12 protein-coding genes are annotated in these 12,568 nt (G+C 67.2%); 9 read left to right on the top strand and 3 right to left on the bottom strand.

Features of this window, described 5'->3' with window-relative positions; genetic code table 11:
* The 6 genes from dnaA to gyrB form a co-directional block, all read left to right on the top strand.
* The coding region (gene dnaA, locus ACWPV3_RS00005; protein WP_453976365.1) for a chromosomal replication initiator protein DnaA at nt 1–1,428 on the top strand (1,428 nt) is incomplete at its 5' end.
* Nucleotides 1,429–1,571: 143 nt separating this feature from the next.
* The gene (dnaN, locus tag ACWPV3_RS00010) at nt 1,572–2,690 is read left to right on the top strand and encodes a DNA polymerase III subunit beta (RefSeq protein WP_087120757.1); all 1,119 of its coding nucleotides are present in this window, start codon (nt 1,572–1,574) and stop codon (nt 2,688–2,690) included.
* A gap of 17 nt (nt 2,691–2,707) precedes the next feature.
* Nucleotides 2,708–2,914 carry a hypothetical protein gene (locus tag ACWPV3_RS00015; RefSeq protein ID WP_453976366.1) on the top strand — a complete coding sequence of 69 codons (207 nt, stop codon included), beginning with the start codon at nt 2,708–2,710 and terminating at the stop codon, nt 2,912–2,914.
* Between the two features lie 59 nt (nt 2,915–2,973).
* Nucleotides 2,974–3,261 carry a GIY-YIG nuclease family protein gene (locus ACWPV3_RS00020; protein WP_453976367.1) on the top strand — a complete coding sequence of 96 codons (288 nt, stop codon included), beginning with the start codon at nt 2,974–2,976 and terminating at the stop codon, nt 3,259–3,261.
* Between the two features lie 54 nt (nt 3,262–3,315).
* Nucleotides 3,316–4,452: a DNA replication/repair protein RecF gene (gene recF, locus ACWPV3_RS00025; protein WP_453976368.1), complete on the top strand. Its 1,137-nt coding sequence runs from the start codon at nt 3,316–3,318 to the stop codon at nt 4,450–4,452.
* A gap of 156 nt (nt 4,453–4,608) precedes the next feature.
* Nucleotides 4,609–7,044, top strand: a complete 2,436-nt coding sequence (gene gyrB, locus ACWPV3_RS00030; protein WP_453976369.1) for a DNA topoisomerase (ATP-hydrolyzing) subunit B — start codon at nt 4,609–4,611, stop codon at nt 7,042–7,044.
* A 117-nt stretch (nt 7,045–7,161) separates the two neighbouring features.
* On the opposite strand, the gene ACWPV3_RS00035 is transcribed toward gyrB, so the two are convergent.
* On the bottom strand, nt 7,162–7,797 hold the full coding sequence (locus ACWPV3_RS00035) for a DUF2799 domain-containing protein (protein ID WP_453976370.1): 636 nt from the start codon (nt 7,795–7,797) through the stop codon (nt 7,162–7,164).
* Between the two features lie 79 nt (nt 7,798–7,876).
* Here ACWPV3_RS00035 and ACWPV3_RS00040 point away from each other — a divergent pair, with 79 nt between their 5' ends.
* From ACWPV3_RS00040 to rpoH, 3 genes are all read left to right on the top strand, one after another.
* Nucleotides 7,877–8,908, top strand: coding sequence for an RluA family pseudouridine synthase (locus ACWPV3_RS00040; protein WP_453976371.1), 1,032 nt, complete (start codon nt 7,877–7,879; stop codon nt 8,906–8,908).
* Nucleotides 8,909–8,916: 8 nt separating this feature from the next.
* On the top strand, nt 8,917–9,222 hold the full coding sequence (locus tag ACWPV3_RS00045; RefSeq protein WP_292086845.1) for a GNAT family N-acetyltransferase: 306 nt from the start codon (nt 8,917–8,919) through the stop codon (nt 9,220–9,222).
* A 213-nt stretch (nt 9,223–9,435) separates the two neighbouring features.
* Nucleotides 9,436–10,323, top strand: coding sequence for an RNA polymerase sigma factor RpoH (gene rpoH, locus ACWPV3_RS00050; RefSeq protein WP_292086844.1), 888 nt, complete (start codon nt 9,436–9,438; stop codon nt 10,321–10,323).
* Between the two features lie 22 nt (nt 10,324–10,345).
* Here rpoH and ACWPV3_RS00055 read toward each other — a convergent pair whose 3' ends face one another.
* The gene (locus ACWPV3_RS00055; RefSeq protein ID WP_453976372.1) at nt 10,346–11,149 is read right to left on the bottom strand and encodes a response regulator; all 804 of its coding nucleotides are present in this window, start codon (nt 11,147–11,149) and stop codon (nt 10,346–10,348) included.
* A gap of 69 nt (nt 11,150–11,218) precedes the next feature.
* Nucleotides 11,219–12,514, bottom strand: a complete 1,296-nt coding sequence (locus ACWPV3_RS00060) for an adenylosuccinate synthase (RefSeq protein WP_453976373.1) — start codon at nt 12,512–12,514, stop codon at nt 11,219–11,221.
* Nucleotides 12,515–12,568: the final 54 nt, after the last annotated feature.

Consider the following 12,568-nt stretch of genomic DNA (forward strand, 5'->3'; position numbering starts at 1 on the left):
ATGACGGATCCGGACCGCATCTGGAACGAGGCTTCGGTGCGCCTGCGCGCCGAGATCGGCGACGGTCCCTTCTCGTCCTACATCGCCCCTTCGGCCGTGCGCGTGGACAGCGCCGGTCATCTGATCCTGGTCACGCCCACCGCCTACGCCCGCGACTGGGTGCGCAAGAACGCCCTGCGTCGCATGAACGAGCTGTGGCTGGGCCTGGACGGGCTGAACCGTCGCCTGGACGTGCGTTGCCGCGCCGAGGTCGGCTCGGTCCCGCCGGCGACCGCCGTGGGCGGCAATGTGGTGGACGCCGGCCCGCGTCTGGCCGCCCTCTCCTCTTCGGCCCATCTGTCGGCGCCGACCGTGGCGCCCATCGCCGACGGCGCCCGCGCCGTGCGCGCCGCCGGTCTGCAAGAACGCCTGACGTTCGACAGCTTCGTCGAGGGTCAGGGCAACGCCTTCGCCCTGGCCATCGCCAAACAGGTCGCCAGCTGGGCCGACGGTCACTTCAACCCCGTCTTCTTCTGCGGCCCCTATGGCTACGGCAAGACCCACCTGCTGAACGCCATCGCCTGGGAGGCCCAGCGCCTGCGGCCCGAGGCCAAGGTCGTCTATCTGACCGCCGAGCGCTTCCTGTCGACCTTCGTCAAGGCGATGCAGGACCGCTCGACCGCCGCCTTCAAGGAGAGCCTGCGCTCGGCCGACATGCTGCTGCTGGACGACGTCCAGTTCGTGGGCGGCAAGACCTCGACGCAGGAAGAACTGCTCTCGACCCTGACCGCCCTGATCGAGGACGGCAAACGCATCGTCTTCTCGGCCGACCGCGCGCCCATGGCCCTGACCGAGGTCGAGCCGCGCCTGCGCAGCCACCTCGCCGCCGGCCTGACCTGCCCGGTCGAGGCGGGCGACCGCGAGCTGAAGATCGCCGTGGCCCGCAATCGCTTGAAGGCCCTCTCGGCCCTCGGCGTCGTCCAGGGCGAGGCCGCGCCCGAGGTCTTGGCCCAGCTGGTGGACCGCACCCCCGGCTCGATGCGCGAACTGGAGGGCGCCGTGAACACCCTGGCCGCCGCCGCCGGCGCGCGCCTGTCATCGGTGTCGGTGGACGAGGCTTCGGTCCTGTTGGGCGCCGCCCTGCGCGGCGGGCCCGAGCGCCGCATCACGGTCGACGAAATCCAGAAGACGGTCGCCGACCACTTCAACCTGAAACAGGCCGATCTGCTGTCGGAACGCCGCACCCGTTCGGTGGCCCGTCCGCGCCAGATCGCCATGTATCTGTGCAAGCAGCACACGACCCGGTCGTATCCCGACATCGGCCGTCGCTTCGGCGGGCGCGATCACACCACCGTCCTGCACGGCGTGCGCAAGATCGAGGAGCTGATGCCGCAGGACGATCAGATCGCCCGCGACGTCGAGGCCCTGACGCGCAAGCTGCGGGGCTAAAACGCACGATGCCCCCCCGAGCGGGGAAGGAGAAAACTGTGAACGGCTTTGGCGGCCTTCCTTGCTCTCGCCGCCTGATCCGTTAGTGTCCTAGACCCTCTATCGTGGCCTCTCTGGGGAGTCGCCGCAGCCGGGCGAGACACATGCAACTGACCATCGAACGATCCGCGCTTCTGAAGGCCCTGGGCCATGTGCAGAGCGTCGTCGAACGTCGAAACACGATTCCGATCCTGTCCAACGTCCTGCTCAGCGCCGGACGCGACCGGCTGGCCTTCGCCGCCACCGATCTGGACATGGAGATGGTGGACGAGGCCGAGGCCCAGGTGCAGGTCGAGGGCCAGATCACCGCTCCCGCCCACACCCTGTACGAGATCGTCAGGAAGCTGCCGGAAGGCGCCGAGGTCTCGCTACTCTATTCGGGCGACGATCCGCGTCTGGTCGTCTCGGCCGGTCGGTCGCGCTTCAACCTGCCGGTCCTGCCGGCGGGCGACTTCCCCGTCATGTCCACCGACAGCGCCGGGGCCGCCTATGTCCTGCCCAAGGAAGACCTGGCCCGGCTGATCGACAAGACCCGGTTCGCCGTCTCGACGGAGGAAACCCGCTACTATCTGAACGGCCTCTATCTGCACACGGTCGCCGAACAGGGCATTCCCCTGCTGCGCGCCGTGGCCACCGACGGCCACCGCCTGGCCCTGGCCGAAACCCCGGCGCCGGAAGGGGCTGCAGGCGGTCCCGGCGTGATCGTGCCGCGCAAGACCGTCGATCAGGTCCGTCGTCTGCTGGACGACGCCAGCGGCCCGGTCGAGGTCCAGGTCTCGGCCCAGAAGATTCGCTTCCAGATGGGCGAGGCGTCCCTGACCTCCAAGGTCATCGACGGCGCCTTCCCCGACTATCTGCGCGTCATCCCGCGCGGCAACGACAAACAGGCCGACATCGACAACGCCCTGTTCGCCAAGGCCGTCGACCGGGTGGCCACCATCTCGGCCGAGAAGAGCCGCTCGGTGAAGCTGGCCTTCGACAATGACCGGGTGAAGCTGACCGTGCGCAACATGGAAGCCGGCCAGGCCGAGGAAGAGGTCGAGATCGGCTATTCCGACGAACCGTTCGAGATCGGCTTCAACGCCCGCTATCTGCTGGACGTCGCGGGCCAGATCACCGGCGAAAACGCCGCCTTCCGCTTCGCCGACCCGGCCTCCCCGACCCTGGTGCTCGATCCGGGCGATCCGGGCGTTCAGTATGTGCTGATGCCGCTGAGGGTGTGATTATGTCAGACACTGACTTGAACGCTGTGTTCACGCACAAAGAATATCTCGCGCTCCAACAGATCGTGAAAGCGATGCTGCTTAAGGGTGAAATGGATCAGCCCGGCTATTTCGAAGAAATAAAGGGCATTGCAAACATGGCCAGAGTTTCGGTCGATGTGGACGTAACCACATGGGAAATTCTTGACCATTTCAAAGCTGATTTAGCGAAGGCCAATATATAGTCCGCTCATCCCGGCGAAAGCCGGGACCCAGTTCTTTCGTGTCGCATCGGAGGCTGGCGTTGGCGTTTTTCACCTACATCCTCGCAAGCCGTCGAAACGGGACGCTATACACAGGATCGACGGACGACTTGGTTAAGCGGGTCGCCGAACATCGGGACAAGCTGCGCGCAGGATTCACCCGGAACTACGGTGTAGCCACCCTGGTATGGTATGAAATCCACGAGACGCGTGAAGCGGCTTTCAGACGCGAACGCCAGATCAAGGAATGGAAACGGATCTGGAAGCTGGAACTTATCGAGCGGAAGAACCCGGTATGGGCGGATCTGTTTCCGGCGCTGCTCGGTTAGATCGTGCCGAGCGAAAGCACTGGGTCCCGGCTTCCGCCGGGATGAGCGGATAGATTGAGCCTCACCTCCCTCACCCTCACCGACTTCCGCTCATATGCGGGCGCGCGGCTGGAGATGACCTCCGGTCCTGTGGTGCTGCATGGGCCGAACGGGGCGGGAAAGACCAATCTCTTGGAGGCGATCAGCCTCTTGACCCCCGGCAAGGGGCTGCGCGGCGCCACCGCCGCCGAGATGGGGCGGCGCGAACCGGGCGAGGCGGTCGGGCGCGCCTGGGCCGTCATGGTCGAACTGGACAACGAGACGCGGCTGGGCACCGGCGTCCAGACGGTGGGCGCGGCGCGGCGCATCGTGCGGATCGACGGCGAGACGGCTCAGCCGGGGCGGCTGCTCGACTATCTGCGTCCCGTCTGGGCCACGCCGGAACAGGATCGGCTGTTCTCGGACGCGCGGGCCGAACGGCTGAAGTTCTTCGACCGGCTGGTCTTCGCCGCCGATCCCGATCACGCCGCCAGCATATCGGCCTATGACAAGGCGCTACGTGAGCGGCTGCGGCTGCTGAACGACGCCGCCGACGGCCGGGAGGCCGATCCGGTCTGGCTGGATGCGCTGGAGGCGCGTCTGGGCGAGGCGGGGGCCCGTGCGGCGATGGCCCGTGTCGCGGCGCTGCACGCCCTGCAGGCCGCCATCGACGCCCGTGGCGACCGGCCTTTCCCGCAGGCGGACCTGGGGCTGGACGGGGCCGCCGAGCAGATGGCCGAGGCGGGCGCCGAGGAGGATGAGATCGCCGCCGCGATCCGCGAGGGTCTGGCCCGCGCCCGCGCCCGTGACGGCGCCGCCGGTCGCTCCCTGTTCGGGCCGCACCGCACCGACCTGACCGCCCTGCACCGCGAGAAGAACCGCCCGGCGGCCGAGGGGTCGTCGGGCGAGCAGAAGGCGCTGGTGCTGAACCTGATCCTGGCCCAGATCGCGCGCCTGTCTGACCCCGCCGTCGCCGGGTCGGCGCGGCCCGTCCTGCTGCTGGACGAGGCCCCGGCGCATCTGGATGAACGCCGTCGCGACGCCCTTTTCGACGAGATTGCCGCCCTTGATCTGCAGGCCTTCATGACCGGCACCGAACGCGGTCTGTTCGCCGGTCTGGAGGGCCGCGCCCAGTTCGTGCGCGTCGCGGGCGGGGCGCTGGAGACGGACTAGCCGACAGACGCCTCGGAGAGACGGTCAGGTCTCGCTTTTTCGCCGGAATTTCCTATATGTTGCGGACTTCGTCGCGGTGCGATCCCGCCGTCGATTCGAGCGTTGTTCGCGGCGCTCCATCCCTGTCCCGGTCGGGACTTCAGAGCCAATGACTTCATGACCGATCCGATTGCCGACCAGCCTGAATACGGCGCCGATTCCATCAAGGTTCTCAAGGGCCTGGACGCCGTGCGCAAACGCCCCGGCATGTATATCGGCGACACCGACGACGGTTCGGGCCTGCACCACATGGTCTATGAGGTGGTGGACAACGCCATCGACGAGGCCCTGGCCGGTCACGCCGATCTGGTCCAGGTCATTCTGAACGCCGACGGCTCGGTCACAGTGACCGACAACGGCCGGGGCATTCCCACCGACATCCACGCCGAGGAAGGCGTGTCGGCGGCCGAGGTCATCATGACCCAGCTGCACGCGGGCGGGAAGTTCGACCAGAACTCCTACAAGGTGTCGGGCGGTCTGCACGGCGTGGGCGTGTCGGTCGTGAACGCCCTGTCCGACTGGCTGCAGCTGAAGATCTATCGCGACGGCAAGCAGCACGAAATGCGCTTCGAGCGCGGCGACACGGTCAAGTCGCTGGAAGTCACGGGCACAGCCCCCACCCGCACCACCGGCGACAAGGCCGGTCAGCCCCAGAGCGGCACGGAAGTCACCTTCTTCCCGTCGATCACGACCTTCAGCCACATCGATTTCGACTTCAAGACGCTGGAGCACCGCCTCAGGGAGCTGGCCTTCCTGAACTCCGGCGTCGTCATCCGCCTGGCCGATATGCGCCACGCCGAACCCATCGACGTGACCCTGCATTACGAGGGCGGGGTCGAAGCCTTCGTGCGTCACCTGGACAAGTCCAAACAGCCCCTGCTGAAGGACGTCATCGTCATTCGCGGCAAGAAGGACGGGATCGAGCTGGACCTGGCCCTGTGGTGGAACGACAGCTACCACGAGACCATGCTGTGCTTCACCAACAACATCCCGCAGCGGGATGGAGGCACCCACCTGTCGGCCTTCCGCGCCAGCCTGACCCGCGTGATGGGGGGCTATATCGAAAGCTCGGGCCTGGCCAAGAAGGAGAAGGTCGCGCCGACCGGCGAGGACGCCCGCGAAGGCCTGACCTGCGTGCTGTCGGTCAAGGTGCCGGACCCCAAGTTCAGTTCCCAGACCAAGGACAAGCTGGTCTCGTCCGAGGTGCGGCCGGCAGTCGAGAGCCTGTGCAGCGAGGGGCTGTCCACCTGGTTCGAGGAACACCCGGTCGAGGCCAAGATGATCGTGGCCAAGATCATCGAAGCCGCCTCGGCGCGCGAGGCCGCCCGCAAGGCGCGCGACCTGACGCGGCGCAAGTCGGCGCTGGAAATCAGCAGTCTGCCGGGCAAGCTGGCCGACTGTCAGGAGCGCGATCCCGCCAAGTCGGAACTGTTCATCGTCGAGGGCGATTCCGCCGGCGGCTCGGCCAAACAGGCGCGCAACCGCGAGAACCAGGCCGTCCTGCCCCTGCGCGGCAAGATCCTGAACGTCGAGCGCGCCCGCTTCGACCGGATGCTGTCATCGGACCTGATCGGCACCCTGATCCTGGCGCTGGGCACCGGCATCGGGCGCGACGACTTCAACGCCGACAAACTGCGCTATCACAAGATCATCCTGATGGCCGACGCCGACGTCGACGGCGCCCACATCCGCACCCTGTTGCTGACCTTCTTCTATCGCCAGATGCCCGAGTTGATCGAGCGGGGGCACGTCTATATCGCCCAGCCGCCGCTCTACAAGGTCTCCAAGGGCAAGCAGTCGCGCTACCTCAAGGATCAGGCCGAAATGGACGCCTATCTGATCGAGGAAGGCTCGTCCGAGGCCGAGTTGGACCTGTCGACCGGCGAGCGCCGCCTGGGTCTGGACCTGCAGTCGCTGGTGCGCGAGGCTAAGGCCTTCGGCGCTGGTGTCGATCGTCTCAGCCAGCGCGCGCCTGCCTTCGCCATCGAGCAGGCGGCCCTGGCCGGCCTGTTCGCCGACAACGCCGACATCGCCCAACGCGCCGCTGAGACGGCCCAGCGCCTGAACCTCTACGCCGAAGAAGGCGACGGGGAATGGTCGGGCGCGCCCGGCGCGCAAGGGGCGGTCGTCTTCTCGCGCACCCGCCGCGCTGTGCAGGAAACCATCGTCCTGGAAGAGACGCTGATCCGCTCGCTGGACGCCCGCCGTCTGGCCGAACGCGCCGTCGCTTTCGAAGGCGTTTTCATCGCCCCCGCCGTCTATCGCCGCAAGGACAAGACCGCGGCTATCCGCGGCCCGTTGGACCTGCTGAACGCGGTTCTGGACGCCGGCAAGAAGGGCCTGTCGATCCAGCGCTACAAGGGTCTGGGCGAGATGAATCCCGAACAGCTGTGGGAAACCACCTTGGACCCTCATGCCCGCAACCTGCTGCAGGTCTCGGTCGAACACGAAGAGGACGCCAACGACCTGTTCGCCAAGCTGATGGGCGACGTCGTCGAACCCCGCCGCGAGTTCATCCAGGAAAACGCCCTGGACGCCGCCGTCGACGTCTGAAGGCCGCGAGGACTATGGCCTCTCGCCGCTGAATGTCGTTTGGAAACGGCTTTTTCGCGCGCCCGCACCGCGGCCTGCTGGGGGTGTCATGCTTGTCGGACCGACATCGGCCCTCGCTCAGATCGGATAGCGGCCGGTCAGGTCCAGCCGCACCCGGCGCAGGTCCCATTCCGCCTGATCCAGGGCGTCGCGCGCCTCCCGCGCGGCGCGACGCGCCTGGCGGATTTCGCCGCGCACCTCGTTGATGCGGTCGCGCACCCGTTCCTTCTGTTCGTCCGTCAAACCTTCGCCGCGCAGTTCGCGCTCCTTGGCCTCCAGCTTGTCCTCGCGATCGGCGATGCGGGCCTCGGCGCCGTTCAGCGCGCTTTCGGCCGAGGACACGGCTTCTTCCACATCGTGCAACCGCCGCCCGTCCTGATAGGCGGGCAGGAAGGCCGCCTCCTCCTCGGGCCGGCAGACTCCGTAGTAGGTGTTCCCCGACCGTCCTTCCTCCCAGCCGCGCCGCAGGGTGCAATAGGTCCGCAATCCATCCTCGCGCGCCGATTCATAGGCGGCCGGATTGGGCGCGACCTGAAACTTGGCGCAGGCCTTGGCGTGGTCGTCCAAACGCGTCATCGGATAACCCGCCGCCCCGTCGGCATAGCCCTTCTCGCCCCAGGCGCCGGCCAGGCATTCGTCCTTGCTCATGGTCGTGCAACTGCCCGAGAGGGCCGCCAGGGCGACGACGCCGCCCGCGATGATCCATCGCCTCATCGAATACCCCCTACGCCCCGACGCACTATCGACCGCCATACCGCCCTCGCGCAAGCGGCCGGTCGTGCTAGGAAGGGGCGTGGCCGACCCTGATCTGATCGACGACGAAGACGCGCCGCTGGACGCCGCTCTGAACGCCTCGCTGGGCGAGCGGCTGGAAGCGCGCATCGACGCAACCGGCGTCCGCCTGGACAAGGCCTTGGCGGACGCTTTTCCCGCCCTGTCGCGCGCGCGCCTCCAGGCGCTGCTGGCCGACAGCGCCGTCCGCCGTGACGGCCAGGTTCTGACCGGCGGCTCGGCCAAGGCCCTGCCCGGCCTCTACACCGTCGTGGTGCCCCCGCCCACGCCCGCAACCCCGCAGGCCGAGGCTATCCCCCTGACGGTCCTCTACGAGGATGCGGACCTGATCGTGATCGACAAGCCCGCCGGCATGGCCGCCCATCCGGCGCCGGGTTCGGAGACCGGCACCCTGGTCAATGCGCTTCTGGCCCATTGCGGCGACAGCCTGTCGGGCATCGGCGGCGTCGCCCGCCCCGGCATCGTCCATCGCCTGGACAAGGACACCTCGGGCGTCATGGTCGCGGCCAAGACCGACCGCGCCCATGCGGGGCTGTCCGCCCTGTTCGCCGCTCATGACATTGAGCGCACCTACATCGCCCTGACACGCGGCGCGCCTTCGCCCGCCCAGGGCCGGATCGCGACCCGCATCGGCCGCTCCACCGGTGACCGCAAGAAGATGGCGGTGCTGAAGACCGGCGGCCGTGAAGCCGTCACCGACTATGTCGTCCAGCAGACCTTCGGCGAACCAGTGCGCCCAGGCGGCGCGCCCCTGGCCGCGCGGGTCGCCTGCACCCTGCACACCGGTCGCACCCATCAGATTCGCGTCCACCTGTCCTCGAAGGGCGCTCCGATCCTGGGCGACGCCGTCTATGGATCGGGCAGTCCGGCGGCCCCCGTTCGCGCCGCTATCGCCGAGGCCGGCCTGACCCGACAAGCGCTGCACGCCGCCGTCCTGGGCTTCGTTCACCCCGTGACCGGCGAACGCCTGCGTTTCGAAACCGCCCCGCCTCCGGATATGCTGCGGCTTCAATCCCTGCTCGCCGACCTGTGAGGCCCCCCATGCTCGACCCCGAAATCCACGACAACGCCAGCCGCAGCCGTTACGAACTGGCCGTCGACGGCGAGACGGCGGTCGTCACCTACAATCTGTCCCCGCCCAATCTGATGATCACCGAAACCCTGGTGCCGGAACGGCTGGAAGGACAGGGGATCGCCAGCCGGCTGGCCCGCCATGTCCTTGCCGACGCCCGGGCGCGCGGCCTGCTGATCCTACCGGTCTGCCCCTTCTTCGCGGCCTATGTGCAGAAGCATCCCGAGCATGCGGACGTGGTCCACCCGACCTATCGCACCATTCTGGGCCTCTGACGCACACAGTCTTGAATAAAAACTGACATGCCCCATATGGGACGTTGATCGGCGCGAGTGGCGCCTGGGTCACGGTCACGCCATCGTGTGACGATCCGCCCCTAAAAAAGGCGGCAACCCATCGCTACTTTGCCGGTTGAGGGGTGAGAGGTCGGCGCACGCTCGGTGGCCGATACCGGAGAACCCGCTCGTCTAGACGGTCGGAGGGACCATATGGCTGCCAACAACACGCTCGCGGTGATGTCGCCTGAACAGGGCCTGTCGCGTTATCTGACGGAAATCCGCAAATTTCCGATGCTGACCAAGGACGAGGAGTTCATGCTCGCCAAGCGTTGGTCAGAGCACCAGGACCCCGAGGCCGCCCACCGTCTCGTCACCTCCCACCTTCGCCTGGTGGCCAAGATCGCCATGGGCTATCGCGGCTACGGCCTGCCGATCGGCGAAGTGATTTCCGAGGGCAACGTCGGCCTGATGCAGGCCGTCAAGAAATTCGATCCCGACAAGGGCTTCCGCCTGGCGACCTACGCCATGTGGTGGATTCGCGCGTCGATCCAGGAATACATCCTGCGCAGTTGGTCGCTTGTGAAGATGGGCACCACGGCGGCGCAGAAGAAGCTGTTCTTCAACCTGCGCAAGGCCAAGAGCCAGATCTCGGCCTTCGAGGAAGGCGACCTGCACCCCGAACACCTATCGGCCATCGCCACCAAGCTGGGCGTGTCCGAGCAGGAAGTCACCGACATGAATCGCCGCCTGGGCGGCGACGCCTCGCTGAACGCGCCGCTCCGCTCGGACGGCGAAAGCGAGTGGCAGGACTGGCTGGCCGACGATACGGCCGTCTCCCAGGAGACCCAGCTTGCCGACGACGAGGAAAAGGGCATCCGCATGAGCCTTCTGCAGGAGGCCATGGAGGAGCTGACGGACCGCGAAAAACACATCCTGACCGAGCGTCGCCTCAAGGACGATCCCGTCACCCTGGAGGAGCTTGCCGGCCAGTACGGCGTGTCGCGCGAACGCGTGCGTCAGATCGAGGTCCGCGCCTTCGAAAAGCTGCAGAAGGCCATGCGTGCGGCGGCCGAGGAGCGGAATCTGGTCGACGCCTGAGGCGTCGTCCCGACCGGTTGGATCAGGAGGCTCGGGCCATCGGCGCGGCCGACGGTTGCGCCAGGGCCATGATCGCGCCGATCGGCTGGGCCAGCCCGGCCTTGGTCGCCGGTCCGGCAGTCATATAGGCCTCCAGCCCGCCCGCGGCGATCGCAAGCTGCGTGTCGGATGTCTTGACCGCCACCGCCTTCAGCGTCGCGGCCTGTTGGCGGATGGCGCGCGTGGCCTGGGCGGGGTCCTGGTCGAACTGGGTCATGGCCGCGACCAGTATGCGGATCGCCTGATCGCGCGTGGCCTCCACGGAATCGGCCGCCGCGTCGCCCCGCCGTTTGCGCGTTCCCGAATATTCGCCCGAGTTGAAGCGTCGACGATCAGGCCCGACGTACCCCACCGCCTCGACCCAGGGTCGCGGCTTCGTCGCCACGTTCAGGGCCCGCTTGAACAGGTCGCCGGTCGTGAACGGCTTTCTCAGGAATTCATGCACCCCGGCGTCGCGCGCGCCCTTGATGGCGGCGGCCGTGGCCTCGTTCGTCACCATGATGATCGGCGACATGCGGCAGACCATGTTCGAACGGCGGATGCGACGCGCCAGCGTCTCGCCATTCAGCGTCTCGCCCGACCGCTCGATGAAGATGATGCCGGGCTCGACGTCACGCGCCAGTTCCAGAGCCCGCTCCTCGTCGCTCTCGGAATAGATTTCGCGCGCGCCCAACCCCTTCATGACGTCCGCCAGCAACCGCACCGCCGAGGCGTTGGGGTCGATGATGATCGTCCGCCGCACGACAGGTTCGAGGCGGCTCAGCGTCTTGGGGTCAGCGGCGAACAAGGAAGGGCTCCGTCGTCTTTACGCGAAAACCCTTATATCGATCTGGTTAAAACGCCTTGAATCCCGACCTCACCCCAGGAAGGGGTCGCGCATCAGGATCGTATCGTCCCGCTCGGGGCTGGTCGACAGCAGGGCGACCGGCGCGCCGATCAGCTCCTCGATCCGCCGCACATATTTCAGCGCATGGGCGTTCAGGTCCTTGAAACTGCGCACGCCGCCCGTGCTCTCGTCCCAGCCGTCCAATTCCTCGAACACCGGCTCGGCCGCCGCCTGGTCTTTCAGGCTGGAAGGCAGATAGTCCAGCACCTCGCCGTTGACCCGATAGCCGACGCAGATCTTCAGCGTCTTCAGCCCGTCCAGCACGTCGAGTTTGGTGAGCGCGATCCCGTCGATGCCGTTGATCGCCACCGACTGACGCACCAGCACGGCGTCGAACCAGCCGCAGCGTCGCGCCCGGCCGGTGTTCACCCCGACCTCGCGCCCCACGGTCGCCAGATGCTCGCCGACCGCGTCGTTCAGTTCGCAGGCGAACGGTCCCTCGCCCACCCGGGTCGTATAGGCCTTCACGATCCCCAGCACATAGCCGACGCCGCGCGGCCCGATGCCCGAGCCCGCCGCCGCCTGTCCCGCCACGGTGTTGGAGCTGGTGACATAGGGATAGGTGCCGTGATCGACGTCAAGAAACGCGCCCTGCGCGCCTTCGAACAGGACGCGCTTGCCGTCCTTCTGCGCCTGGTCCAGCACCCGCCAGGCCGGCTTCACATACGGCAGGATCTTCGGCGCGATCTCCAGCAACTGCGCCAGCAGCGCATCCGGATCGATCGGCTCCAGGCCCAGACCTGCCCGCAATGGATCGTGGTGCGAGCGCAGCCGGTCGATCTTGACCTTCAAGTCGTCTTCGTTGGCCAGGTCGCAGACGCGAATGGCGCGACGTCCCACCTTGTCCTCATAGGCCGGGCCGATGCCGCGTCCGGTCGTGCCGATCTTGGCGCCCGGCGCGCTGGCCGCCGCTTCCCGCGCCACGTCCAGCGCGGGGTGGATGGGCAGGATCAGACAGGCGTTGTCGGCGATGGTCAGGATGTCGGGCGTGATCGCCACGCCCTGCGCCTGAATCTTCTCGATCTCCCCGACCAGATGCCAGGGATCGACCACCACGCCGTTGCCGATGATCGACGGCTTGCCCTGCACCACGCCGCTGGGCAGCAGCGCCAGCTTGTAGACCTTGCCGTCCACGACCAGGGTGTGACCTGCATTGTGGCCGCCCTGGAACCGCACCACCATGTCGGCGCGGTTGGACAGCCAATCCACGATCTTGCCCTTGCCCTCGTCGCCCCACTGGGCGCCGACCACCGCCACGTTCGCCAAAGCACTGTCTCCGCTGAATGCGGGCGCAGCCTATAGCCGGGGAATCGTCCGGTG

The sequence above is a fragment of the Brevundimonas sp. Marseille-Q4549 genome, assembly GCF_976940555.1.

What these genes read in the sequence shown, in the direction of transcription:
- ACWPV3_RS00045 (WP_292086845.1), top strand. Translation starts at nt 8,917, where the DNA reads ATGCTCGACCCCGAAATCCACGACAACGCCAGCCGCAGCCGTTACGAA.
- rpoH (WP_292086844.1), top strand. Translation starts at nt 9,436, where the DNA reads ATGGCTGCCAACAACACGCTCGCGGTGATGTCGCCTGAACAGGGCCTG.
- ACWPV3_RS00035 (WP_453976370.1), bottom strand. Translation starts at nt 7,797, where the DNA reads ATGAGGCGATGGATCATCGCGGGCGGCGTCGTCGCCCTGGCGGCCCTC.
- dnaN (WP_087120757.1), top strand. Translation starts at nt 1,572, where the DNA reads ATGCAACTGACCATCGAACGATCCGCGCTTCTGAAGGCCCTGGGCCAT.
- gyrB (WP_453976369.1), top strand. Translation starts at nt 4,609, where the DNA reads ATGACCGATCCGATTGCCGACCAGCCTGAATACGGCGCCGATTCCATC.